The organism is Deltaproteobacteria bacterium (assembly GCA_019912665.1).
In the GTDB taxonomy this organism is placed as follows: Bacteria; Desulfobacterota; GWC2-55-46; order GWC2-55-46; family GWC2-55-46; genus UBA5799.
Window position 1 is genome coordinate 784621 of the sequence record JAIOIE010000018.1, and the last position, 23988, is coordinate 808608.

Genomic DNA, 23988 nt, shown 5'->3' on the forward strand with positions numbered 1-23988 from the left:
CGCATTGACCGCATTTTTCCTTGTAGAAAAAAAGTGCCTTGACAACCTGTCCGGCTTTAGCGTAGACTTGCCACCTAAAATCTGGGCGGCCCTGCAGGGCCTTAATAGGGAAGAACGGTGCGAAACCGTCGCGGACCCGCCGCTGTAACCGGGGACGAAAGCCGCAGTCAAGGAAGCCACTGTCCGGAAAGGACGGGAAGGCGCGGCGAGTAGGACGAACTGGGAGCCAGAAGACCTGCCCCGATAATCATAGACATGCCCGCCTCCGTGGTTGGAGGCAAGGCTTATATTCGAGGATGAAAAACGGCATCCCGGACCTCTTGCCATGAGGTCCGGGATTTTTTTTAAGTACGGAGGGGGAATAGACGTTTTCGGCTCATATCCAACCACAAGAAAGGGGAAATTGAAATGCACATCGAACCGGGGTTTGTATCGGCTGCAAAGGTAATGGGGGCGAACGCCGCCGCATTGGGCCTCCTTGGCCTCTATCTGAAAGGCCTGGTCCGTCAGCCGATGGATATCGTAAAGGCCCTGCTGGCTGCGGTCTTCTTTTCCATCTTCATGCAGAGCTTTCACCTGAGCGTGGGCCCTTCGGAGCTTCACTTCATAGGCGCCATGTCCATATATCTTACGCTCGGTTTTTTACCGACGATGTTCGGCTTCGCCGTGGGGCTCCTTTTCCAGGGGCTCGTTTTTACGCCTACCGACCTGCCGCACCTTGCGGTCAATTCCCTATCTCTCATAGCGCCTCTCATGGCTGTCCACTATGCTGCGGGGAAGGATCTCTTCGAAGGACCTTCCGGGAAAAGGCTCTCCTGGCCTGCGATTTTGAAGCTCGACGGCATCTATTACGGCGGGGTCACGGCAATGGTGGGCTTCTGGCTCTTTATCGGCGAGGTAGAGACGCCGTTTTCAGCCTGGCTCTCTTTTGCGGCCTCGTACCTTGCGGTCGTAGCCGTTGAGCCCTTTATCACTCTCTTGACCATAAAAACCCTCAAGAGATACGAGAGCGCACCGGTTGTAAGGAGCCTTTTTGTTGCGCATAAATTAAGGCTCGGGGCATAGGGCGGAAAAGGAAAACCGGGGAAGACGTATTCTCCCCGGTTTTTTAGTAAATCGCGAGAAAAAAACTCCAAGAGGGACCCTGGCTCAGGCGGCAAGCACCCCCGCCTTCCCGACATTTTCCTTTTCGGGGATGGTAAAATAGAAGCTCGCCCCCTCCCCGGGCGCGGATTCCACCCAGATCCTGCCGCCGTGCCTGACGATGATCTTCTTGCAGATGGCCAGCCCGATGCCGGTGCCCGGATATTCCTTGCCGTGCAGCCGCTGGAATACCTTGAAGATCCGGTCCGCGGACCCGGACTCCATTCCTATGCCGTTGTCCTTCACGCAAAAAACCCACTCGCCATGCTTCTGACTGGCTGATATTTCGACTACAGGCGCCTGTCCCGGTTTCCTGAACTTGAGGGCGTTTTCGATAAGGTTCTGAAATACCCTCACGAGCTGTGTTGCGTCTCCGCGCACGGTCGGGAGGACCCCTATCCGCCTTACATCGGCCTTGGATTCCCTTATCGCCGCCGCGAGGTTCGAAAGCGCCGTTTCGCAGGCCTCCATGCTGTCTATTTCCTCCAGCGGCCTGGCGCGGCTCGTGACCCTCGAATACGCCAGTATGTCATTGATCATCGCGCTCATGCGCTTTGCGCCGTCCACGGCATAATAGATATATTCGTCCGCGGTATGGTCAAGATTCGACTTGTAGCGGGATTCGAAGAGCTGCATGTAGCTCGCGACCATCCTGAGCGGCTCCTGAAGGTCGTGGGAGATGACGTACGCGAACTGCTCAAGCTCCTTGTTGGAGCCGGCTAGCTTTTCGAGGGCGCTTAAGAGCTCGGCCTCTGTCCCTTTCCTCGTGGCCACCTCTTTCCTGAGCGATTCGTTAAGGTCGGAGAGCTCCGCTGTCCTTTCGAGGACCCTCTGTTCGAGCTCGTCCTTTGCTTTCCGGAGCTCCTCTTCCGTCCGCTTCCTTTCGGTAATATCCCTCAATATCTCGAGCTTGGATATGCTGCCGTCCTGGTTTCTCAAAGGAGTATCGAGCAGGTCGAATGTCCTTCCGGTATTCGGGTCGGTCCATTCCCAGTGTACCGTCTCTCCTTTGAAGACGCGCTCATTGGGGCACCAGGGGCAGACGCTCTGGCGCCCGTGGAAATATGAATAGCATTTCCTGCCCTCTACGGGCCCGAACTGCTTAAGGAGCACCGGGTTTATGTACTCTATATCGAAACCCCTGTTCGTGATGTAGACGCCGTCGTCCATGGCCTCCAGGATGCTCAGGAGCCTGTTCCTCTCGGATTTCGCGGCCTCTTCCGCCTTTTTCCTTTCGGTTATATCGGTGAAGATCGTGACGAAATATTGCGGCCTCGGGCTGTATGCGGATACTGAAAACCATTTGCCCAACGCCTCGCCGTAGGTCTCGAACTCCCTTCCCTCCCCGGTCAGAGCGATTTTCCCGTATATGTCGATGAAATCGGGTTTTGCCTCCCTGAAGCCCGGGACGACTTCGGTCACCCTCCTCCCTATCACGTCCTCCCTCTTGAGGCCCGTTATGCGCTCGAACGCCCTATTCACGTTCAGGAAAATGTAATCGACCGGCTCGTTGTGTTCGCCGAGGATTATCCTGTGGTAGGCCGCCCCGTCGATCATGTTGTCGAAAAGCGAATGGTACTTCGCCTCGCTCTCCTGCAGAGCCTCCTCCTGGCGCTTCCGCATGGTGATGTCCCTGTAGACGCAGTAGAGGTACTGCTTCCCGGCGATCTCCATCGCCTTTACGTTGACTACGACGTCGCGGAGCTCCCCGGCCTTGGTGCGGTGCTTGGTCTCGAATTCGCTCTTCCCGTAGCGGAGGATCTTCCGGATATGGGCTTCGGTCTGCCCGGGGGTCTCTATCGCCTCGTAGTCCTGCACCCGCTTCGAGGCGAACTCCTCCCGGGAATAGCCGAGCTGGGCGCAGATGGAATCGTTAAAGTCTACCGGGAGCGAAGTCTCAGGGTCCAGCACCACGATACCGTATGGAGACTGCTCGAAAAGGGTCCTGAAACGGCTCTCGTATTCCTTGAGCCTGTGTTCAGCCTCCTTGAGCGTGGAGCTCTCTATAAGGGTCCACTTCCCGCCGCGCCGGATGAGGGCGAACCTGTGATTGCTTACGACGTCGATGACGTCGGAGAGAGTGCATCTCTCGAGGGAGTAGGTGCATATGGCCATCATCCTGTATCTGCCTATGACGCCGTTCACGACCCTCTCGTAATCCGTGAACTCCTCCCAATCCTTCCGTTCGAGCCAGAAGGTATTGCCCGTAAGGCGAAGACCGTCAAAACCCCTCTCAAGGGCCTTCTCGAGCTTGTCTACCCAGTCCGCGAGGACCCTGTCCTGGTCGAAATAGCCGTCCTTCAGGTACCACAGGGTGTGCGGGATTATCTCTATCCGGCCCTCGGATAAGTATCTCTCGAAATCCGGGACAGCCCTCTTCATGGCATCGATAGCCTCGTCCGCCCCAAGGGGCTCGGAGGTGATCCAAAGGCAGAACTCGTTATTCTCCAGGCCGGATTTGAAGTAAGGGACCAGGATATCCAGGAGGTCCTGCTTATCAGTATAGAACTGGCAGAAATGAGTACCCCACGGCACGTCGCCTATTATCTCGATGCCGGTCTTTCTGATGCTTCCGTCCATTTTTCGTTCCTGAGCTTTTTTAAAACGTGACGCGCCGTAGAAATCGGCTAACCAGTTGATTCCATTCGAATTATATCACAGTCAGGTGCCGGCAAAAAATGAATTCCAGAGTAGAAGCCAGGACAGGAAGGCTGAGTACAAGGAGCGGCATGAATGAGAAATAAATGATTCTCCGCTACTCTTTTTTTGGCAGCTTTACTATGGACAGCCAGAAGTCTTCTATGGACCTTATTACGTCAAAGAACTGGTAAAGGTCGACCGGCTTGGTTATGTAGCAGTTGGCGTGGAGCGCATAGCTCCTTAGCACGTCTTCATCCGATTTGGAGGTCGTGAGCACCACTACCGGTATGACCTTTAGGACCGGGTCGGACTTAAGCTCCTTAAGGACCTCCCTGCCGTCCTTCCTTGGGAGATTGAGGTCAAGGAGGATGAGGTCAGGGATCGGTGCCCCGGCAAAGCGCCCCTTTCTCTTCAGAAAATCCATGGCTTCGACCCCGTCGGAAACGACGTGGAGCTTATTGTGAATGCGTCCCTCCTTTAGAGCTTCCTCAATGAGGCGTACGTCGCCGGGGTTGTCCTCGACAAGGAGTATTTCTATCTCTGAATTATCCATGAATAAATTATACCTCTTCAGGCCAGAACCGGCCGGCATTCGCCAAAAACCTATTTCTTCAAGCTGCGAGAAGATACTGGAGTCCATCTATTTGGGTTTTCACAGGAAGACTGACCCATTAATAAGAGCGGCTACATTTCCTTCTTATTCTCTTTCTCAAACTCGGGATAAAACTTCCTGAAGCAATCGGGGCACATGCTATGGGTGAATTCAGCCTCGGAGTGCTCGTGCACGTACTTTTCAACGGAATCCCAAAACCCCTGGTCGTTTCTTATCTTCTTGCATGAGGCGCAGATTGGGAGAAGCCCTTTCAGCACTTTTACCTTGGCCTGGGCTTCCGAGAGGTTCCTGTTGAGACTTATAAGCTCGTCTTCCGCCTTTTTCCGTTCGGTAATATCGAACACTATCGAATTGCTCATCACAAAACGACCGTCCCTGTCCTTTATTGCCGTGGCGCTAAGAAGCACAGGGAACCTGGCGCCGTCCTTCCGGACAAATTCAAACTCGAGGTCACGCACGAGACCGGTTTTCAGGAGACGCGGGAAATTCTGCAGGAATAGATCGAGGCTCTCAGGGGCTATCACGTCCGTGAGCTTCATCTTGCCGACCACTTCCTCGCGCGCATAGCCCAGCCATTTAAGCTCGGTATCGTTTATCCGGACGAATCTCCCGTCCGAATCCAGCGAATGATACCCGCACGGCGCGGCGTTATAAAGCGCCTCTACGGCGAGCTTACTCTCGGTTATATCGACCACGGTGCCACGTAGTCCCGTCGTGCGACCCTCGGGGTCCCTCTTCGCCTCCCCCCTGGCTATTACCCACCTCCTCGCGCCGGCCGGACGCGCAAGCTCCAATTCGAGCTCGTAAACCTCCCCGCCCTTCATCACAAGCCCGACCGCATTCCTGAGACGTTCAGCGCTCTCAGGCGCATATAACTTCAAATGACCTTCGTAGTCGGGAGGAGGCGTTGCCGGGTCCATCCCGAATATCCGGTAAGTCCCCTTAGACCAGGCGACCAGGTCTTCCGCGGCGTCCCATTCCCAGCTTCCCATCTTCCCCGTCCGCTCGATCTCGTCAAGCTTAAGCTCGGTATTCCTTAACGCCTCTCCTGTTTCATCCCAAAGCTCCTTTATCGTTTCGCGCTCGAAAATCTCGTAAAGGAGCCTCTCGACCTCCAGGAAGGGCTGCTCCGGGAGGAGCATCTCATCAGGTGGGACATAATAGAAATTCCTGCTTACGCGCCCCCTGTAGATTAAAATCGGGTGAGTGCGTATTACGCTCATGATTATCCCGGGGCTGAACCGCTTGTAATCATACTGGCAGATGGCCAGCGCATCGTTTTCGGGGAGGAAATAGTTAAGCTTTGCCTCATACTCTATGAGGCGCTCGGACCCGGGGTCCCCCCCGAGCATCCAGGTCATCTCCCCCGTCGCCCTGAGCGCGGAATATCCCTCCGCCTTCGCCGAATCGGTCGCTTCCTTAAGGAGCCTATCATCCAGTCCGGGTCAAAATACCCCTGCTTGAGATACGCATCTCTTTTACTGAGGACGGACAGCGCCCCGGACCTTAATGCTCCGTCCGCGTCTATGCCGCCACTGGCCAAAGCCTTAAGCACATCAGCGGCCGTATGTTCGTCGGCTATGTAGACGCATTTTTCGCCGCGCTCAAGACCTGCGCGCATAAAGGGGATTATTGCCGCAAACTGCTCTTCCGGCGTTTCGTATATGAGCGCGAGGTGGTCGTGCCGCCCGAGCTTCTCTATGGCCGCGACAAGGCTTTTATAAGAATTTGTCATTGATTTCATTCTCTATTATAACAACTACATCAATTATCCTTCCAACACATTCGCATGCTGATTAGCTCAACGCCCTTGGCTCGCCCCTGGCTTACGGGCAGCACAACCGAATTCCTTACCGGCTTGGGCCAGCATGGATGTAAAATCCTTTTTCAGGCCGCTAATCCTTTTCGGCCCGGCGAATTTCCTTGCAACCTCATGATTACAGGGCTTTTCCTTAAGCCCTGCCCCGGACCTTCCGTAAAAAGTATTTACATCCGGGCTTCCGGATACCCTGCCTTTCTCGGGTAAATGCGGGTCTTTTAAAAGTGGTACGGTAATTGCGTCCGGAAAAAGTAACAACCTTGGGGGGGGGTGCCTATGAAAAAACCGCGCTTGAGCATCGGACTGCCGGTCTATAATGGCGCAAGATACCTTTTCTGCTGTCTCGATTCGATACTCTCGCAGAGCTATGAGGATTTCGAGCTTATCATATCCGATAACGCCTCCACGGACTCGACACAGGATATCTGCCTGAAGTACGCTTCGAAGGACAAGCGGATCAAATATTTCCGGAACCCCAGGAACCTCGGGGCTTCGGTCAACTTCAATGCCACCTTCCATAAATCCCAGGGTGAGTTTTTCAAATGGGCCTCCTACGACGATTTATGCGCCCCGGGCTTTTTCTCTGAATGCATGGAACTCCTTGAAAACGACCGCTCGGCCGTATTGAGCCATCCCCGGACCATGCGCATCGACGCAGATGGGCGGGAGCTTGGAATCTACGACCTGGAGCTACGCACCGCCTCCGAAAACCCGGTCGAGCGCTTCCGAGACCTCCTCCTTATAAAGCACGCCTGTTTCCAGGTTTTCGGCATTATAAGGAGCGAGGTCCTGAGGAAGACGAAGCTCATACACAATTACTCGGGCTCCGACAGGGTGCTCCTGGCCGAGCTTTCCCTTTACGGAAGGTTCTGGGGGGTGCCAGAACCGCTGTTCTTGAGGAGGAGCCATCCCCATGAATCGGTCAGGCTTTTCCCTGACGCGAACCGCCGCTACGAATGGTTCGACCCCTCATTGGCAGGAAGGACCAACTTCACTCAATGGAGACTCCTTGCCGAGTATGTGAATTCCGTTAACAGGTCTCCCATCCCGGCCAGAGATAAAGCCGCATGCTATCTCCTTATCAAGAAATGGACAGCCATGCATTGGAGGCACTTCGCGCATGATATTAAGAACGCCGGAAAGGACATGCTCCACTTGGAGGCCTTCTCGCGGTTAATGCAGAGCGGGCTCCGCGCTACGAGGCATGGCGTGGTCTCTGTCTCGGGTATTTTAGGGATATACAGGAAGTGATCGATGGATTTTGATTAAAAAGAGAAGACGGGCAAAAACAAAAAAACCTTTTCAGAAGTTTTTTCGTTTTTTGAATTTTCTTTTTAAGAAAAAAAGGAAATCCGGGAAGCTGTATGCCAATTTAAAAAGACAAACATTGCATGGACTGCTTTCAGCCAATCCGTAGGTTTCCTGAAGGCTTTTTTTCAACGCCCTGCTAGCCGCCGTCTTTTAAGGCCTCGGCCATTTGGGGCATAGCCTTCAGGGCCTCTTTAGGTGGTTTGCACGCACCTTGCGGATGGGGGTCCAAGGACCCTGGCTCCAGCCCATGCAACGCTTGTCTTTCTATTTATATTTTATCAGCTAGAAGGAACTGACGCAACTGCAACTTTTTATGAGTTTTAAAAGGCGCATCCAACGGAGAAAAGACCAAGACAGCAAGTGGCGGCCCAAGGGAACGGTTCAGGCGTCCCTCCAAGGGAAATACTCACGTATTCCCTTGAGGGCTTGCTCACCCCGCTCCGGTAGGACCCCTAGCGGGAACTGTAGCTCATCTCCATCAGATGCGCCTTTTATGTTTTTACTGTCTTTCCTCTCAGCCTTTTATTATTTATCTTTCTATAATTATATTATCCCTATTGAAAATACTTGTCAATTTTATCCGGGGCCGATTTAAGAGGCCGGCTTGCCGGCCAGGCCTTCCTCGCTACCCTCGACGGCATCGCCCGGTGCGGGCCTGGTCTTCCACCTGTTATGGACCCAGAACCACTCTTCCGGATGTCTTCTGACCATCTCCTCCACTACCCTGGCGAACCTGGCGGTATTTACGGCAGCGTCCTTTTCCCTGTCTCCTGTAGAAGCGACCTCGACCTCTTTTTGCACCTCTATCAGATGGCCGGGGCCCCGCCTCCGTATGAAGACCGGGACAACGGGAGCGCCGCTTGCGAGCGCAAGGAGCGCGGGACCTTTGTTCGAGCAGGCCGGCACGCCGAAGAAATCCACGAAGAAGCCCTCGCTTCTCGTAACGTTCTGGTCAACGAGTATGGCCACGGCCGAGTTCCGGGCAAGGCCCTTCATGAGCTTCCGCATGGCGCCCTTCTTGTAGACTATCCTGTTCCCCGACCGGGTCCTCACCCATGTCACGAACCTCTCGAAGAGGCTGTTATCGAGCTCCCGGACGACTATCTCCGGCCTGTATCCCCTGAGGCCCAGGCACGCTCCGAGTAGCTCCCAGTTCCCGAAGTGCGCGGTGAGTATGATTACGCCCTTGCCCCTGGCAAGCGCCCTCTCCATGTTTTCGAGCCCGGTCCACTGGACGAGTTTATCCATCTTTCCGCGGCTCAGCCACGGGAGCCTCGTGAACTCCAGGAGCATTATCGAAAGATTCCTGAATACATTTCTCGCTATCCTCATCTTTTCGGCCTGCCCGAGCGCCGGTCCGAATGCCCGATCGAGGTTACCGAGCGCGATATTTCGGTGCTTCTTGAGAACGCGGAAAGCGATGCTTCCCAGCGCGCCGCCAAGCAAAAATACAGTCCGGTAAGGCATGTGGCCGAGAAGAAATGAGAGGGCCTTCAGTAGGAGGAGCATCAGAGGACACCCTTCAAGACCGGGGCAAGCGAGGACTCGAGGAGCCGCTTCTCTATATCCACCTTGACCCTGAGCGCGAAGACCGGCGTCCGCTTTTTTATAGCCTTGAGCTTTACCCCGTCCTTTTCCGTGGTAACGACCAGGTCCGCGCCCCGGGCCTTCTCAGCAATGGCCGAGGAGTCCATGTCCGTGTAAGAGTGGTGGTCCGGGAATTCAAGCGAGGAGGAGACTATGCATCCCAGCTCATTGAGGCTTCCAAGGAACGAGCCGGGTTTCGCGATGCCTGAAACGGCAGCGACCTTCTGCCCCTTTAGCGATTCGAGAGGAAGCTCCTTGCCGGAATCTATATCATAGAGCGAGTCTGGCCTGTAGGAAAAGACGATGTAGGGGACCGAGTGCTCTCTCAGGAGTTCGAGGGTCCTGCCCTCCGGTTTTCCCCCCTTCACCAGCGCGAAATCCGCCCTCTTTAGCCCCGAGACCGGCTCGCGTAGCACCCCCCTCGGGAGGAGATAGCCGTTCCCGAAGCCCTCTTTCGAGTCCATGAGGACTATATTGATGTCCCGTTCAAGGCGCACGTGCTGGAAGGCGTCGTCGAGTATGATGACGTGAGGGGAGAACCTTTCGAGCGCGAAGAGCCCGGCCCTCACCCGGTCCGGGGAGACTACTACAGGCACACCGTGAAGCCTCGTTGCCATAAGGTACGGCTCGTCACCGGCCTCTGCCGGGCCCATGAGCACGCCTTCCGTGTCGGAGACGACCGAAACGCCCCTGGCGCTCCCCCCGTAGCCGCGGCTCAAGACCGCCACCCTCTTGCCGTCCTTCCTGAAAAACTCGGCAAGGAATATGGTCACAGGCGTCTTCCCCGTGCCGCCGACCGTGAGGTTCCCGACGGATACCACCTTCGCGGGGATCCTGTGAGTGGGGAATATGCCCGACCTGTAGGAAAAGAGCCTGGCCCGCACCCCTAGGCCATAGGCAAGGGACGCGGCGTAAAGGAGCGCGCGGGGCCCGAACCCGAGCCTTTCACCCCTCATGCCGGCCTCTATCTTCCGTACTATGGACACCTTATCTCCTGAGGAGTTTTTCGATAGCAGAGGCTGCGCGCTCGGAAGCGCCTCTATTCTCCTCGACCACGCCCCGCGCCTTCCTGCCCGTCCTTTTCCTGAGCACCTCATTCGAAAGTAGCCCGTTGAGCGCGGGACCAAGCCCGTTATCGCTCCCGGCCCGTACGCCCCCGCCCTCCTTTTCAAGGAGCTCGGCCATGCCGAGGTAGGCGGCAAGGTGCGGCCCGTAGACCACGGGCACGCCATAGTACGCGGGCTCAAGGAGGTTATGCCCGCCGATGCCGGGGACAAGCGAGCCCCCGACGATAGCGATATCCGAGAGCGAGTAGACGGTCATGAGCTCGCCGATTGTGTCGAGAAGGACGATATCCGCGCCCCCTCCCCCTTCTACCCTTGACCGCCTCGCGTAAGCGAGGCCGCTCTTCCTGAGTATGGATTCGACCTCGTTGAACCTCTCGGGATGCCTCGGGGCGAGTACGAGCCTGAGCCCCGGGAACTTCCCCTTGAGCTCCCTGAACGCGGAAAGTACTATCTCCTCCTCGCCCGGGTGGGTCGAGCCCGCGGCTATGACGAGCGTTCCAGGGCCTCCGCCCAGGGCCTCTCTTAACTCAGCCAGAAGCCGGGGGTCCGTTACCGGGGGCGCGAGGTCGAATTTGAGGTTACCGGCAAGCTTGACACGCTCTTCCGACACGCCGACGGACACGGCCTTTTCCATGTCCTCGCCCGTCCTTGCAAGAAATAGGCTCACCTCGTTAAAAACGTCCCTGAAAAGGAAGGAGAGCTTTCTGAACCTTTTGGCCGACTTATCAGAGATGGTGCCGTTAACCACCACGACCGGCGCTCCGGCCCTCCGCATGGCCCTGAACGCGTTCGGCCATATCTCCTTCTCGACCACGATGAAAAGAGAGGGTTTCACAAGCGAAATGGCTCGCCGGACCGACCAGGAAAGGTCGAGCGGGTAGTAGATGAGCGCGTCGATTAGCCCCTTTCCTTCCTTTTCGGCGGTCCTCTGGCCTGTGGTCGTCACCGTTGAGAAGAGAATCTTTATGTCTGGCCGCCTCCGTTTGAGGAGCTTCAGGACCGGGAGCACGGCTTTCGTTTCCCCGACCGATACGGCGTGCACCCACACCACCCTCCCTTTTCCCAGGTTTCTGAGTTTCCTTTTCCTTATGAACCCGAACCTCTCGGGGATGCCCTCCCTGTACTTGCGAAAGGTGAGCATTTTAAAAAGGAAGTACGGGATTAATAACAGGGTTGCCGCGAAGAGGAGTGTGTTATAGAGGAAATATGCCATCGAGGACGAGTTACTTCTTGAAGCGGTTGTCCGCGGCAGAGGTGATCTCAATCAGGGTCTTCTCCAGTCTGGCCCTTGCACTTTCCATCTCCCCGGGGTCCGCGTCATTTCCGACCTCCACAGGCTCGCCGCATATGAAGACCCCCCTGGAGAACGGGTAAGGGACTATAAAGCCGTCCCAGCTGCCAAATGTTTTTTTTTTGAGGCCCCGAAGGTAATGGGGAGTATGGGGAGGCCCGTTGCCTTGGCTATCTGTATGGCCCCCATCTGCGCCTTCATGGCCGGTCCCTTGGGGCCGTCCGGCGTGATTGCCAGGTCGCTACCCTCGCGGGCGGCCCTAAGGAGCCCCTTGATTCCCGCTACCCACCCTCTTGTGGTGGAGCCGCGGACCGAATCCATGCGGAAGCTGCGGACCGTGCGGGCGATAAGCTCGCCGTCCTTGCTCTGGCTGACCATTATCGATATTTTCTTCCCCAGGTAGCAGTAGGGCATCATGAGGAGCCGGCCGTGCCAGAAAGCGATCATGACCTGCGCGCCCCTGGAAGCGTATTCGCGGTAGCGGTCATAGCCCACGTAGTCGACCCGCATGGTGGCCCGAAGGAGCCTGATTACCCAGGCCGCCAGGAAAGGCAGCGCGGCCATTACGAATTTTTCACTCAACCTGCTCATCTCGATAATTTGGGCCTATTCCGCCGGGATGTCGCCGAAACGGTTTGCGGCGCTCATAAATTAGCACGGCACGGGAATTTTCTCAATAGGCTCGCGCCCATTATCCTTCAAACTGCATGGAATAAAGACGCGAATACTCCCCCCCGGAGGAGACGAGCTCCTCGTGCCTGCCCGTCTCCTTAATGGAGCCGCCCGAGAGGACCACTATCCTGTCCGCTCCCCTTACGGTCGAGAGCCTGTGGGCTATTACGAATGTGGTGCGGCCGGATATGAGGTTCGAAAGGGCCTTCTGCACCTCCATTTCGGACTCGGTATCGAGGGCCGAGGTGGCCTCGTCGAGTATGAGTATGGGGGCGTCCTTGAGTATTGCCCTGGCTATCGATATCCTCTGCCTCTCCCCGCCCGATAGCTTCAAGCCGCTGTCGCCGACCACGGTATCATAGCCCTGCGGGAGCCTCGTTATGAAGTCGTGCGCGTTTGCAGCCTTTGCGGCGGCAATTATTTCCTCGTCGCTCCTCTCAACGCCGTAGGCGATATTTCTCTTTACGGTGTCATTAAAGAGGATCACCTGCTGGGAGACTATCGCCACCATGGACCTCAGGGACCTAAGCGAAAGTTCACGTATGTCCCTTCCGTCCATGAGTATGGCCCCTTCGGTAACGTCGTAGAACCTGGGGATGAGGTTAACGAAAGTGGACTTGCCCGCGCCGGAGCTTCCGACTATCGCTACGACCTCTCCCCTCCTTACGCTTAAGTCGATGCCCCTCAAGACCCATTCGGCGCCGTACCTGAAACCCACGCCCCTGAACTCGATAGAGTCCGGCGCGCCCGCCTGAAGGCCATTGTCCCCGACCTTCTCTCCAGGCCTGTCGATTATCTCGAAGACCCTGGCAGCGGCGGCAAGGCCCTGCTGGATATTGAGGTTCACCCCGTTAAGCGCCTTTATGGGCTGGTAAAACATTATTACCGCCGCGAAAAAGGAGATGAACGCCTCGGGCTCGAGGGTGCCCTGGCTTATCCTGTAGGCCGCGTACCATATGGTGACGGCAAAGGCAACGGCCCCGATGGTCTCCATGAGGGGCGAGGAGAGGGAGCGGACCTTGGCGGTCTTTATCTGGTTACGGGTGTAGCTTTCGTTCTCGGCCTGGAACCGCCCGGACTCGTACCCCTCCATGCAGAAGGCCTTGACTATCCGTATCCCGGCTATTGCCTCGTGGAGGAGCGCCGTCATCGCGCCCATGGTTATCTGCCCCTGTGTCGAGACCTTCTTCATTCTCTTCCCGAGCTTCTGCATGGGGTATACCGAAAGGGGGAGCGCAACCCCTGCAGCCAGTGCGAGCTGCCAGTCGAGGCTTACTACCACCGCGCCGAGGACGATAATGGTGAGACTCTGCTTAAGGACCTGCGTGACCGCCTCGGAGGTCGAGGTCTGTATCATGTTGACATCGTGGGTTATGCGAGAGGTGAGGACCCCGGTAGAGGTATCGGAAAAAAAGCCGAGCGGCTGATCTAATATGTGTGAGTAGAGCTTTTTTCTCAGGTCGCGGACAACACCCTGCCCCACGTACGCCATGAAGTAGGACTGGCCGTAAGAGCTTACGCCCTTCACCGCCGCAACGAGAATAATCGCGAAGGGTATGGCGAGCATCATCATGTCCCTGGGGACGGTGAAGAGGTCGAAGGGGACGAGTTTCACATCGCCGCTGCCGTTTGTGAAAAGGAACTTCATCACCGGGCCTATGAGGTAGGCCATCGCGCCGTTCGAAAGGGCGAAGGCGACCATGCACACGAAGGCCATCACGAAATGGACCTTGTAGCGCGGCAAAAGCCTGAGTATACGGATATAGGTGTTCATGTCCTCCGAACCAGGTCCGGGCTTACGTGGTAGTCGTGGTAGTCGAGATTGGTGATGAGGTTGTAGATTGTCCTGGCCGCCTTCTCTGCGGCCCCTCCCCTCCCGAGGTTTTTCCGTATCTGGTCGTAGCCCCTCAATATCTCTTCTCTCCGGGGTTCTTCGAGTATGGAAAGGACCTTTCCTGCTATGCCCTCCGGGCTGGCCTCGTCCTGGAGGAGCTCGGGGACCACCTCGCGCCCGGCGACAATGTTAGGAAGGCCCGCGTGGGAGAGATTGACGAGCCTCTTTGCTATGCCGTAGGAGAGGGCCGCCATTTTATAGACGATGACCATGGGCGTGCCTATGAGCGCGGTCTCGAGGGTCGCCGTACCCGAGGCGACAACGGCCGCGTCAGACGCCCGGAGCGATTCGTACATCCGCCCCCGCACTATCCTTATGTCTGCCTTTGCGTCCTTGAGAGCCGCGTGGAAGAGCCCGTCCTCTATGCTCCGGGCCGCGGGCAAGAGGAATACGGCCTTTCCGTCAAGCTTCTCCGAGAGTATGCGGGCCGCCTCGGCCATTGGGCCGATGAGCCTTCTGACCTCGCCCGTGCGGCTCCCGGGGAGAAGCGAGACGACCCGGTCGCGGTTTTCGAGCCCCAGGGCCGCCCTCGCCTCTTCCCTCGTAAGATCGCATCTGACGGCATCGGCAAGGGGATGGCCGACGTACTCGACATCGACCCCGGCCTCCCTGTAGATATAATACTCGAAGGGGAAGACGACCAGCATCTTGTTCACGAGGCGGGCGATCTTTTTAAGCCTCCCCTTCCTCCATGCCCAGACCTGGGGGCTTATGTAGTAGATGACCGGGACCCCGAGCCTCCTTGCCTCTTTCGCGATCCTCAGGTTGAAATCAGGAAAGTCTATGAGGACGACCGCGTCGAAATGCTCGCCCCGGAGCTGGCGCTTCAGGGTACTTATTGATTTGAGTATCCTGGGGAGCCTGGACGCCACCTCCACAACCCCGACGACCGAGACCTCGCGGGAATCGAGACCCACGAGCCCCTCTTCCTTCATGCGCCAACCGCCCATGCCGGCCACGTTGAGTCCGCCCGGGACAAGCTTCTTCAATGCCCTTATGAGGGCCGCGCCGTGGAGGTCGCCTGACTCCTCCCCGCTTACCATCAGTATGCTTTTATCCATTAGGCACGAAAGAACTCGCGAGCAAGCCGGAAAAAGGCCGGTCCGGCGGGGTCAGCTAAATTTTGAACCAAGGGCGCGCAGCCCTGTAAAGCGCTCTTGCTTTGCGCAATATCCTGTTCCTGCCGGTCTTCAAGACCGGCTAAGGCGTCCTGAGCGTGGATTTGGAGGCCTCCCGTATCCTTTCGGCAAGCTCAAGGGCCCTCATCCCGTCCCTGCCCGAGACTACCGGCGGCTTCCCGTCCTTCACTGAAATAATGAAGCTCTTAAGCTCCTCGAGGAGCGAATCCTTCTTTTCGACCTTCACGTCCTCAGCGGCCTGGGTAGCGACCGGGCCGCTCCCGGGAACCGTCCTGTCAATATAGAGTGCCTGGGCCGCGTAGTCTATTGTGATTACCGCGCCCGGCTGGTAGACCGTTATCTTCCGTACCCGCTCCCTCGCGACCCTGCTCGCGGTAATGCCGGCCGCACAGCCGTTCCGGAACGCGACCCGGGCGCTCGCGAAATCGGCCTTCCCCGGAGACACCACCGGCAGGGCCGTAGCCTCTACATGCTCCGGCTCCGACCCGGCGATCGAGAGGACGAGGTCGATATCGTGTATCATCACGTCGAGGATGACGTCCACGTCCGTGCTCCTGTTCGGGTAGGGAGAGGTCCTTACTGCCTCTATGTAGAGCGGGTCCCTTATGACGTCCTTGAGGGCAAGCATGGCCCCATTGAACCTCTCGATGTGCCCGGCCTGCAATACGGCCCCGGCCCTTTCGGCCTCCCTTACGAGCTCCATCGCCGCCCTCGAATCAGCGGCAAGGGGCTTCTCCATCATCACATGGACGCCCCTTGAAAGGAACTCCATCCCGATCGAGTGGTGGAATTCGGTGGGAGTCGCTATGCTTACGGCGTCCACGAGCCCGAAAAGCTCGCCGCGGCTCCTGAAGGCCTTTGTTCCGACCTCTTTCGCGACAGCCTCGGCGCGCTCGGGGTCCGTGTCGACCACGCCCACGAGCTCGGCGTCCTCTATCGCGGCGTACTTCTGGGCGTGGAACCTGCCGAGGTACCCTACCCCTATTACAGCTACCTTAATCCTCTTCCGGGAGCTCACTTTTCCTCTTCGTCCTTTCGCGCGCTATGCCCCTCTTCGAGCCCTTAATGAAATCCGCGAACCGCCTTGCGTGGACGGAATCCGGCATTTCGGCTACGAGCCTGTCAACGGCCTCCGCGGTAGAGATGGCGGACCTGAAGATTATGTCGTAAGACCTCTTTATCTCCTCGATGGCCTCCTTCGGGAAACCCTGCCTTCTTATGCCCACGGCATTGAGCCTGTACACCCTGGCCCTGTTCCCCACGGCCATGACGTAAGGGGGGATATCCTTGCTTACCGCCGAGGCGCCGCCTATTATGCAGTACGCCCCGATTCTCACGTGCTGGTGGACCGCCACCAGGCCGCCCACTATGGCGTTGTCATCTATCGAGACGTGGCCGCCGAGGGTCGCCGAGTTCGCCATTATGACGTTATTCCCAATGCGGCAGTCGTGCGCGATGTGCACGTAATTCATGAAAAGGTTGTTGTTTCCGCACACGGTCATGAGCCTGTCCTTGGTGGTGGCCCGGTGTATCGTCACGAACTCCCTGATGGTGTTCCCGTCCCCTATGATGGTCTCGGTCTTCTGCCCCTTATATCCCAGGTCCTGCGGGGCAGCGCCTATTGAGACGAACTGGAATATGTCATTGCCCTTTCCGATGGTCGTCCACTTGTCTATGACCACGTGGGCGCCGACCTTCGTGTCCTCGCCTATTCTAACCCCTTCGCCTATGACCGTGAACGGGCCTATCTCCACCCCGGGCGCCAGCTCCGCCGTGGGATGGACGGATGCGGTCGGGTCGATACGGACTTTCTTTAGGGACGCAACTGACTCGCTCATTTTATGAAGTACGCCTTTCGTAGTTGGATGGATTATTTTTCCATTATGGTGGCCATGAGCTCTGCCTCGGCCACGAGGTTCCCTTCCACGTACGCCTCTCCCTTGAAGACCCAGATGACCCCCCTGCACTTGGTCACTGTGAGCGAGAACTCGAGGGAGTCCCCCGGGAGGACCGGCTTCCTGAACCTGGCCTTGTCTATGCCCATGAAGTAGACCACCTTGTTCTTGACGTCCGCCGACTTGAAGGCAAGCACCCCGCCGACCTGGGCCATGGCCTCGATTATGAGTACGCCCGGCATGATGGGGTGACCCGGGAAATGGCCGTTGAAGAAGGGCTCGTTTATGGTGACGTTCTTAAGCCCCCTGGCGGATTTGCCCGGTTCGAGCTCGAGTATCCTGTCTATCAGGAGAAAGGGATAGCGGTGCGGCAGGATGCTCATTATCTCGTTCGTGTCCAGTAGCGCGGCCTTTGAGACCGGTGCCTCTGCCTGCAAAGTGTCGGTCATATCTCCTCCTTATTCCTTTTCCGCCTTGTCGGCCTCGAGCCCGGCTATCCTTTTTTCGAGCTCCGCGATCTTTTTCTTGAGTTCCGGAAGTTTCGAGTAGACGTTCTGGGCCCGGAGCCAATCCGTATGCGGAATGGCAGGGTAGCCGGTGTATATGCTCCGTGGAGGCACGTCCTGGGCAACGCCTGACCTGGCGCCTATACCCACGTCGTCGCCTATCGATATATGCCCGTTCACCCCTGACTGGCCGCCGATTTGTACGCGGCTACCAACGGTCGCGGAGCCCGCTATACCGGCCTGGGCGACTATGACCGTGTCCTCGCCTACCTTGACGTTATGGGCTATCTGCACGAGGTTGTCTATCTTGGTCCCCCTGCCGATGACGGTCTCCCCCATGGTGGCCCTGTCTATTGTGACGCACGCGCCTATCTCGACGTCGTCGCCTATCCTTACCATCCCTGCCTGGGGCATCTTTACGTATTTCGCCTTGTCCCTGGCGTAGCCGAACCCATCGCTCCCGATTACTGAATTGCAGTGTATGATTACTCGGGCGCCTATCCGGCAGTTTTCCCTTATCGCGACACCGGGGTAGATGACGCAGTCAGGCCCTATCTCCGCGCCCCTGCCCACGTAAACGCCAGGGAAAAGGACGGTCCTGTCGCCCACGCTCGCGCCGTCCTCCACGACCGCGAAGGCCTGGATCGACACCCGTGCGCCGAGCTTCGCGCCCGGATGCACCTCGGCCCCCGGGTGTACGCCAGGCAACGGGAGGGCCTGGGGCCTGAGCACCCCGAGTATCCTGGCAAAGGCGAGCTCGGGGTTTTCGGCGATGATGAGGTTAAGCCCCTCCGGCGCCCCTCCGGCACTCCTTACGACGACCGCGGATGCGCGGGCCTTTGAAAGGAGTCCGACGTGTTTATTCCCGGCCGCGAAGGAAATATCGCCCGGACCAGCCGCCCCAAGGGGCGCGGCCCCGGTTATGATCGAGCTCCCATCGCCCCTGACCGTGCCGCCGACAAGCGTGGCAAGCTCTGAAAGGCGCTTCCCCGGCATCTCCGTCACCCCTTTACTTTTTCCCCTTCCTGCCATTATGTATCTTTATGACCTCGTCCGTTATGTCGAGGTCCTTCGGCGCGTAGAGTATGCCGCCCACGGACCTTTCAAAGACGAAGGTCATTCCCTTTTTCTTCGCGATCTCCTCGACTATGCCCCGGAGATCGTCTATTATCCTCGCCTCGGTATCCTGCTTCCTCTTGTTAAGCTCCTCGCCGTACTCCATGAACTTCTTCTGGAAGTCGGCCGACCTGGCCTTGAACTCCTTTTCCTTGGAGTCCCTGGTCTCCTTGTTCCAGACGGCTCCCTTGGTGTCCAGCTCGTCCTTGAGCTTCTTAAGCGACTCCTGCTCCTTGTTGAGCTCGGATTCGAGCTTCTCGGCCTCGTTCTTAAGGTCGTCCTTTGCCTTCATTCCCGCGTCGCATTCGTTAAGCGCCCTCTGCAAATTGGCGTAGCCTATCTTCTGCTCGGCGGCCAGGGCCTGGCCGGATACGAAAAGCGCAATTGCGATTATAACCGCGCCCAGTACTTTTGTCATTCTCATCATCTTTCTCCTTTTTTTATGAGGAAATCAGAACAGGGTCCCTATGGCGAAATCCCACTCCGACCTGCTCTCGTCTTCGTCGGGGTCGAGATTGAACCCCAGCTCTATCCTTATGGGCCCTATGGGGGAGAACCACCGGAGGCCCGCCCCCACTGATGTTTTTAAATCGTCCAGGTCAATCGAGTCCAGGTAAGCGTTCCCGGCGTCGAAAAAGACGAGCCCCCTTATGCTCTGCTCCGCGAAGAGCGGGAAGAGGTACTCGGCGTTGAAGACCAGCATGGACCTTCCGCCGATAAGGTCTCCGGTCGCGGCGTCCCTGGGGCTTATAGACCTCGTCTGGAAGCCCCTTATCGTGTTTATGCCGCCGAGGAAATACCTCTCGTAGACCGGGGGCTCCCTGCCCTCGTAGCCCTGGACGTGGCCTGCCGAGCCGTGGAGCGAGAGCACGGTATCCCAAGGCAGGGGGAAGAACTTGACCGCTTCGGCCTCGTACTTGACGTAATAGCTCGTGCCGCCGAGCGGGCCGCCCGCGAACTCCGTCGTGAGCGTGACGACCGAGCCCTCGGACGGGAAGAAGGCGTCGTTCCTGGAATCCCTCCGGACCTGGAGCCTTATGCTGCTCTCGGTGCTCGTGCCCTCCTGCTCCTTTATGAGCGAGGACGCGGTGTCGGCGACGTCGGTTATATGGACGTCCTCGAGCTTGTAGGTTATATAACCCCTCGTATACCTCTTCGTAAGCGGAAACCCGGCCCGCAGGTTGAAACCCTGCTTGCTCAGGTCGAAATCCGGGTACTCCCTTTCAGTATTATAGATATCGAAGCCCGCGGATATGGGCCTGTCAAAGAGCCACGGCTCGGTTATCCCGAACACGTATCGCGAGCTCGAGGCGCTCACGGTGCCCGAGAGGTCGAGCTTAAGCCCGGTGCCCATGAAGTTTGACTGAGAGATGGACGCGGTGCCGATGATCTTGTCGACCGAGCTGTAGCCGAGGCCCACGGAGATGGACCCCGTCGGCCTTTCCTTCACGCCCACGCCCAGGTTCATCCTGTCCGCCGCGCTCCCCCTTGTCTCGGTTATCTGCACGTCATCGAAATATCCGAGCCTACGGAGGTTCCCGCGCGCCCTCTTAAGCTCGGTCGAGGAGTAGAGCTCGCCTTCGCCTATGGGGATCTCCCTCCTTACGACCTTGTCCCTGGTACGGGTGTTTCCTGTGATCTCTATCTTCTCTATGTAGACCAGCTCGTTCTTTGCAATATCAAGCGTTATGTCGATTGTGCGGGCCTCCTGGTCGACCCTGGTGCCCGGCCTGACCTCCGCGTACGCGTAGCCCTTCTCGCCATAAATATCGGTAACCGCCTCTATGCCTCTGGCGAGCTTGCTCCTGCTGAAGATTTGGCCGGTTTCGAGGCCGAGCTTGTCGAGTATCTCCTCCTTTGGGACCAGGAGGTCGCCTGTGGCGTCGAGCTTCCCTATCCTGAACCGGGCACCCTCGGAGAGGGCTATCGTTATATAGAACCAGCGCTTGTCCTCGCTTAGCAGAACTCTCGAATCAAGTATGTCCGCGTTAATGTACCCGTTGTCGAAATAATGGTTCATGACGAGGGCCAGGTCGTTCTGGTAGATGAACTCGTTGAACTTCCCGGACTTTGTGAGGGCGGTAAAGAACCCCACCTCCTTCGTGTTCATGACTTTTTTTAGCTTGGAATCGGTGAAAGCCTCGTTCCCGATGATGGTTATCCTCTTTACCTTGACCTCAGGCCCCTCCTCTATCCTGAATGCCACGGTGGCATCGGTCCCGTCGCTCTCGACCAGAGGGGTGACGGTCGCGAGGTAGAAGCCCTCGTCCTCGTATAGCTTCTTTATCCTCTCGGCGTCCCCGGCGAGGAGCACCCTGTCGAGCACCCTGTTCGTCCGGAGCGTCACAGTCTCCTCAAGCTGCTCGAGCTTTATCTCCTTATTCCCCCGGTACTCTATCCGCCTTACGAAGGGCAGCTCCTTTACTATGAAGGCGAGGACCCTGCCGGACGCCGTCTCGGAGAGTACGGCGGAGACGTCGTCAAAGTAGCCGGTAGCGTATATGGCCCTTATGTCCTCCCTTACCGTGTCGTGGGAAAAGGGCTCGCCCTCCCTGCTCCTCACCTTCTGGAGGACCGCTTCGGAGTCGACCCTCCTATTTCCGGAGACGACGATCCTGTCTACTATGCCCTCTTTCTCTACGGGCCTCTCCCGGAGCGCCGAGGCCATGGCCAGAGGCATCTCGGCGGCCTTTGCCCTTATCCTTCGAAGGAGCTCGGCCTCGGACACCGAGCTTTCGAAATAAAAGGCCTTGGGGGCGCCGTCCTTAAGGTCTAGTATCCTCCAGTCCGCGCTTGAGGTCCGGCCCACCCTGGTGATTGAGCCGAGCACCGCGAAATCAGCTCCTAGCTTGGAAGCTATATCGAAGGCGGCCTCCTCACCGAAGCGGGCCACGCCCTTTTCCAGCATGAGCCGCCTCGTCTCCTCGATGCCTACGACCTCTATCCCGGCGCTCCCGTCGAGGGTAGAGGCGAGCGCCTCCATGATATTCCTCCGGAGCGTCGAGATGTCCTCCTCGGCGTGCATCTCAAACGGGAGCACCAGCACTCTCAAGCCCTCTGCAAAAGACAGGGAGGGGATGAGGAGAAAAAGGAGCGTGAATAAAAGACGGGAAAGGAAGGCCAGTGACCCGGTTACGGTCCGGGCCGGCCCCGTTGAATTCCAAAACGCCATGCTTCGCGTGCCCTTCTTCTTCTGAGGACTGCCGTTCACAAAAGGCGCCTCGATTCGCCTGATGACCCCGAACCGCCGGGCCATGTACAAGTAAAAAACTGCGACTCCTTATTGTCTGCGGCTATTCCTCGATTATCCTGCCGTCGACCATCTTAAGCCGCCTTCCGAGCCTGGAGGCCAGATTCTCGTTATGCGTCACTATGACCATGGCCGTCCCCATGGTGCGGTTAAGCTCAAATAGAAGATTAAAGACCTCTTCCCCGGTGTGGGTGTCGAGGTTCCCGGTCGGCTCGTCAGCCAGTATGACCTCCGGAGACTGCATGAGTGCGCGGACTATGGCAGCCCGTTGCTGTTCGCCCCCGGAAAGCTCCCCCGGCTTGTGAGCGAGCCTCGCTCCGAGGCCCACATCAGCCAGGAGCTTTGCCGCCCTCTCCCTTGCGGCGTTAAGGCCGCCCCCTCCTATGAGCGCCGGGAGCATGACATTCTCAAGCGCCGTGAACTCCGGCAGGAGGTGGTGGAACTGGAAGACGAACCCCATGTGCCTGTTCCGGAAGGCCGCAAGCCTTCTGTCGTCATACCCGAAGACCTGCTCGCCCTTGAAGGATACTTCCCCGGAGGTCGGCCGGTCGAGCGCGCCGAGTATGTTCAAGAGCGTGGACTTACCCGCGCCCGAGGCGCCCACCACGGCTATGGTCTCGCCCTTTGCTATCGAAAGGTCGATGCCCTTCAGGACCTCGACCCTCTTTCCCGAATCCCCGTATGTCTTCCTGAGCCCTGCTGCCCTTATGAGTTCCATGTTACGGTTTCCTGAGCGGAAAGCCCGTCCGGCCCGCTCATTCGTATCTCAGCCCCTCGACCGGGTCGAACCTCGACGCCTGCCAGGACGGGTAAAGTGTGGCGAGAAAGCTTATGCCTATCGAGATGGCGACTATTGTCGCCACGACCAGCGGCTCGACCTTCGACGGGAAGGTGTCGATGTAGTAGATGGAAGGGGGGAGCACTTGAAACTGGAATACCCTCTCGATGAACTGTATGAGCTTTTCCAGATTGAGGGCCGCCGCGACCCCCAGGACCGTGCCTAAAGTCGTGCCGGTGACCCCTATTACTATGCCCTCCACCATGAATATCCGCATTATGCCGCCCGAGGTGGCCCCCAGGCTTTTGAGTATCGCTATGTCCTTGCCCTTTTCCATTACGACCATTATGAGGGTGCTTATGATGTTCATGGCCGCTACCAGTATTATGAGCGTGAGGATTATGAACATGGCCGCCTTCTCGAGCTTGAGGGCCGAGAAGAGGTTCCTGTTCATCTCCATCCAGGTGCGGGTCCAGTAGGGCCCGCGTAGCTCCATCATTATGAGGTCCGCTGTCTCCTCAGCCTTGTAGATGTCCTTTATCTTGACCTCCACGCCGGAGACGGCGTCCCCCATCCTGAAAAAGCTCTGGGCATTCTCGATTGATATGAAGGCAAGGGACGAATCGTACTCGTACATGCCGAGCTCGAACACTCCGGCCACCCTGAAGGCCGCCATCCTGGGGACCGGCCCGGCCGGGGTCATGGTGCCCATGGGCGATATGACGCTTATGTCGTCGCCCACGGAAACGCCGAGGTTCCTCGCAAGCTCCCGACCGATGAGTATGCCGGGTTCGCCGGAGCCTTCGCCGAGAGCGGGCCTCAAGCCCTCCATCGTGCCTTCCTTCACCTTGTCCGGCAGGACCGCGACTTCGCCTATCGTCTCAAGCTCGAGCCCCCTTATGACCGCGCCGACGACCCCTCCGGGCGCGGATATCATTGCCTGGTTGTAGGTAAAGGGGGTCGCGCCCACGACGCCGTTCACTTTGCGCACCTTTTCGGCGACCTCCGCGTACCCGGACATGGGCGAGCCGAGCTCGGTCACCACCACGTTGGCGTTTATGCCGAGGATCTTCTCCCTCAGGTTCTCCTCGAAGCCGGTCATTACGGATAGGACTATTATGAGGGCCGTTACGCCGACCGTTATGCCGGCTATGGAGATGAAGGTTATGACCGAGATAAAGGTCTGCTTCCTCTTGGCCTTGAGGTAACGTAGACCTATGAAAAGCTCGTATGACATCCGTGTCCCGTCTCTCCGGGATATTAACCC

The 23988-nt window shown here is 57.6% G+C and carries 19 protein-coding genes, 2 pseudogenes and 1 riboswitch; of the genes and pseudogenes, 2 read left to right on the forward strand and 19 right to left on the reverse strand.

Going from position 1 to position 23988, the window contains the following annotated elements:
- Positions 1–66 precede the first annotated feature (66 nt).
- Positions 67–258, forward strand: a riboswitch (cobalamin riboswitch).
- Between the two features lie 150 nt (positions 259–408).
- Complete coding sequence (locus tag K8I01_08205; protein MBZ0220397.1) at positions 409–1065, forward strand: energy-coupling factor ABC transporter permease; 657 nt, start codon at positions 409–411, stop codon at positions 1063–1065.
- A gap of 84 nt (positions 1066–1149) precedes the next feature.
- Here K8I01_08205 and K8I01_08210 read toward each other — a convergent pair whose 3' ends face one another.
- The 5 genes and pseudogenes from K8I01_08210 to K8I01_08230 all read right to left on the reverse strand — a co-directional run bounded on the left by K8I01_08210 (position 1150) and on the right by K8I01_08230 (position 6131).
- The gene (locus tag K8I01_08210; protein MBZ0220398.1) at positions 1150–3723 is read right to left on the reverse strand and encodes an MEDS domain-containing protein; all 2574 of its coding nucleotides are present in this window, start codon (positions 3721–3723) and stop codon (positions 1150–1152) included.
- A 175-nt stretch (positions 3724–3898) separates the two neighbouring features.
- On the reverse strand, positions 3899–4336 hold the full coding sequence (locus K8I01_08215) for a response regulator (protein MBZ0220399.1): 438 nt from the start codon (positions 4334–4336) through the stop codon (positions 3899–3901).
- 332 nt (positions 4337–4668) lie between these two features.
- A pseudogene (locus K8I01_08220) lies at positions 4669–5151 on the reverse strand (PAS domain S-box protein).
- A 444-nt stretch (positions 5152–5595) separates the two neighbouring features.
- Positions 5596–5835 (reverse strand): annotated as a pseudogene (locus K8I01_08225) (MEDS domain-containing protein).
- Positions 5754–6131, reverse strand: a complete 378-nt coding sequence (locus K8I01_08230) for an MEDS domain-containing protein (GenBank protein MBZ0220400.1) — start codon at positions 6129–6131, stop codon at positions 5754–5756. Before K8I01_08230 ends, K8I01_08225 begins: the two are co-directional and overlap by 82 nt.
- A gap of 360 nt (positions 6132–6491) precedes the next feature.
- Between K8I01_08230 and K8I01_08235 the strand changes: the two genes are divergently transcribed.
- On the forward strand, positions 6492–7466 hold the full coding sequence (locus K8I01_08235; protein MBZ0220401.1) for a glycosyltransferase: 975 nt from the start codon (positions 6492–6494) through the stop codon (positions 7464–7466).
- Between the two features lie 651 nt (positions 7467–8117).
- Here the strand turns inward: K8I01_08235 and K8I01_08240 are convergent.
- The 14 genes from K8I01_08240 to K8I01_08305 all read right to left on the reverse strand — a co-directional run bounded on the left by K8I01_08240 (position 8118) and on the right by K8I01_08305 (position 23958).
- The gene (locus K8I01_08240) at positions 8118–9035 is read right to left on the reverse strand and encodes a lysophospholipid acyltransferase family protein (protein MBZ0220402.1); all 918 of its coding nucleotides are present in this window, start codon (positions 9033–9035) and stop codon (positions 8118–8120) included.
- On the reverse strand, positions 9035–10099 hold the full coding sequence (lpxK, locus tag K8I01_08245) for a tetraacyldisaccharide 4'-kinase (protein ID MBZ0220403.1): 1065 nt from the start codon (positions 10097–10099) through the stop codon (positions 9035–9037). Before lpxK ends, K8I01_08240 begins: the two co-directional genes overlap by 1 nt.
- A gap of 1 nt (position 10100) precedes the next feature.
- Complete coding sequence (locus K8I01_08250; GenBank protein ID MBZ0220404.1) at positions 10101–11393, reverse strand: 3-deoxy-D-manno-octulosonic acid transferase; 1293 nt, start codon at positions 11391–11393, stop codon at positions 10101–10103.
- Between the two features lie 165 nt (positions 11394–11558).
- Positions 11559–12062 (reverse strand): lysophospholipid acyltransferase family protein, encoded by a 504-nt coding sequence (locus K8I01_08255; protein ID MBZ0220405.1) that lies wholly within the window; start codon positions 12060–12062, stop codon positions 11559–11561.
- Between the two features lie 100 nt (positions 12063–12162).
- On the reverse strand, positions 12163–13917 hold the full coding sequence (locus K8I01_08260; protein ID MBZ0220406.1) for an ATP-binding cassette domain-containing protein: 1755 nt from the start codon (positions 13915–13917) through the stop codon (positions 12163–12165).
- Entirely contained in the window at positions 13914–15098 is a 1185-nt protein-coding gene (lpxB, locus tag K8I01_08265) for a lipid-A-disaccharide synthase (protein MBZ0220407.1), read from the reverse strand. The genes K8I01_08260 and lpxB overlap by 4 nt, the downstream gene beginning before the upstream one ends.
- 139 nt (positions 15099–15237) lie before the next feature.
- Entirely contained in the window at positions 15238–16194 is a 957-nt protein-coding gene (locus K8I01_08270; protein MBZ0220408.1) for a Gfo/Idh/MocA family oxidoreductase, read from the reverse strand.
- Positions 16172–17014, reverse strand: a complete 843-nt coding sequence (lpxA, locus tag K8I01_08275; protein ID MBZ0220409.1) for an acyl-ACP--UDP-N-acetylglucosamine O-acyltransferase — start codon at positions 17012–17014, stop codon at positions 16172–16174. Before lpxA ends, K8I01_08270 begins: the two co-directional genes overlap by 23 nt.
- Positions 17015–17046: 32 nt before the next feature.
- A complete protein-coding gene (gene fabZ, locus K8I01_08280; protein ID MBZ0220410.1) occupies positions 17047–17520 on the reverse strand; it encodes a 3-hydroxyacyl-ACP dehydratase FabZ in 474 nt (157 codons plus the stop codon).
- A 9-nt stretch (positions 17521–17529) separates the two neighbouring features.
- The gene (lpxD, locus tag K8I01_08285) at positions 17530–18573 is read right to left on the reverse strand and encodes a UDP-3-O-(3-hydroxymyristoyl)glucosamine N-acyltransferase (protein ID MBZ0220411.1); all 1044 of its coding nucleotides are present in this window, start codon (positions 18571–18573) and stop codon (positions 17530–17532) included.
- Between the two features lie 13 nt (positions 18574–18586).
- On the reverse strand, positions 18587–19111 hold the full coding sequence (locus K8I01_08290; protein ID MBZ0220412.1) for an OmpH family outer membrane protein: 525 nt from the start codon (positions 19109–19111) through the stop codon (positions 18587–18589).
- Positions 19112–19144: 33 nt separating this feature from the next.
- Positions 19145–21865 (reverse strand): outer membrane protein assembly factor BamA, encoded by a 2721-nt coding sequence (bamA, locus tag K8I01_08295; GenBank protein ID MBZ0220413.1) that lies wholly within the window; start codon positions 21863–21865, stop codon positions 19145–19147.
- Between the two features lie 121 nt (positions 21866–21986).
- Positions 21987–22661, reverse strand: a complete 675-nt coding sequence (locus tag K8I01_08300) for an ABC transporter ATP-binding protein (protein MBZ0220414.1) — start codon at positions 22659–22661, stop codon at positions 21987–21989.
- Between the two features lie 37 nt (positions 22662–22698).
- Entirely contained in the window at positions 22699–23958 is a 1260-nt protein-coding gene (locus K8I01_08305; protein MBZ0220415.1) for a lipoprotein-releasing ABC transporter permease subunit, read from the reverse strand.
- Positions 23959–23988: the final 30 nt, after the last annotated feature.

Excerpts from the sequence above, each read along its gene's own strand:
- K8I01_08290 (MBZ0220412.1), bottom strand. The coding sequence starts at position 19,111 with ATGACAAAAGTACTGGGCGCGGTTATAATCGCAATTGCGCTTTTCGTA.
- K8I01_08255 (MBZ0220405.1), bottom strand. The coding sequence starts at position 12,062 with ATGAGCAGGTTGAGTGAAAAATTCGTAATGGCCGCGCTGCCTTTCCTG.
- K8I01_08205 (MBZ0220397.1), top strand. The coding sequence starts at position 409 with ATGCACATCGAACCGGGGTTTGTATCGGCTGCAAAGGTAATGGGGGCG.
- K8I01_08230 (MBZ0220400.1), bottom strand. The coding sequence starts at position 6,131 with ATGACAAATTCTTATAAAAGCCTTGTCGCGGCCATAGAGAAGCTCGGG.
- K8I01_08300 (MBZ0220414.1), bottom strand. The coding sequence starts at position 22,661 with ATGGAACTCATAAGGGCAGCAGGGCTCAGGAAGACATACGGGGATTCG.
- lpxA (MBZ0220409.1), bottom strand. The coding sequence starts at position 17,014 with ATGAGCGAGTCAGTTGCGTCCCTAAAGAAAGTCCGTATCGACCCGACC.
- K8I01_08260 (MBZ0220406.1), bottom strand. The coding sequence starts at position 13,917 with ATGAACACCTATATCCGTATACTCAGGCTTTTGCCGCGCTACAAGGTC.
- K8I01_08210 (MBZ0220398.1), bottom strand. The coding sequence starts at position 3,723 with ATGGACGGAAGCATCAGAAAGACCGGCATCGAGATAATAGGCGACGTG.
- lpxB (MBZ0220407.1), bottom strand. The coding sequence starts at position 15,098 with ATGGATAAAAGCATACTGATGGTAAGCGGGGAGGAGTCAGGCGACCTC.
- lpxD (MBZ0220411.1), bottom strand. The coding sequence starts at position 18,573 with ATGCCGGGGAAGCGCCTTTCAGAGCTTGCCACGCTTGTCGGCGGCACG.
- bamA (MBZ0220413.1), bottom strand. The coding sequence starts at position 21,865 with ATGGCGTTTTGGAATTCAACGGGGCCGGCCCGGACCGTAACCGGGTCA.
- K8I01_08215 (MBZ0220399.1), bottom strand. The coding sequence starts at position 4,336 with ATGGATAATTCAGAGATAGAAATACTCCTTGTCGAGGACAACCCCGGC.
- K8I01_08235 (MBZ0220401.1), top strand. The coding sequence starts at position 6,492 with ATGAAAAAACCGCGCTTGAGCATCGGACTGCCGGTCTATAATGGCGCA.
- K8I01_08240 (MBZ0220402.1), bottom strand. The coding sequence starts at position 9,035 with ATGCTCCTCCTACTGAAGGCCCTCTCATTTCTTCTCGGCCACATGCCT.
- K8I01_08250 (MBZ0220404.1), bottom strand. The coding sequence starts at position 11,393 with ATGGCATATTTCCTCTATAACACACTCCTCTTCGCGGCAACCCTGTTA.
- K8I01_08305 (MBZ0220415.1), bottom strand. The coding sequence starts at position 23,958 with ATGTCATACGAGCTTTTCATAGGTCTACGTTACCTCAAGGCCAAGAGG.
- fabZ (MBZ0220410.1), bottom strand. The coding sequence starts at position 17,520 with ATGACCGACACTTTGCAGGCAGAGGCACCGGTCTCAAAGGCCGCGCTA.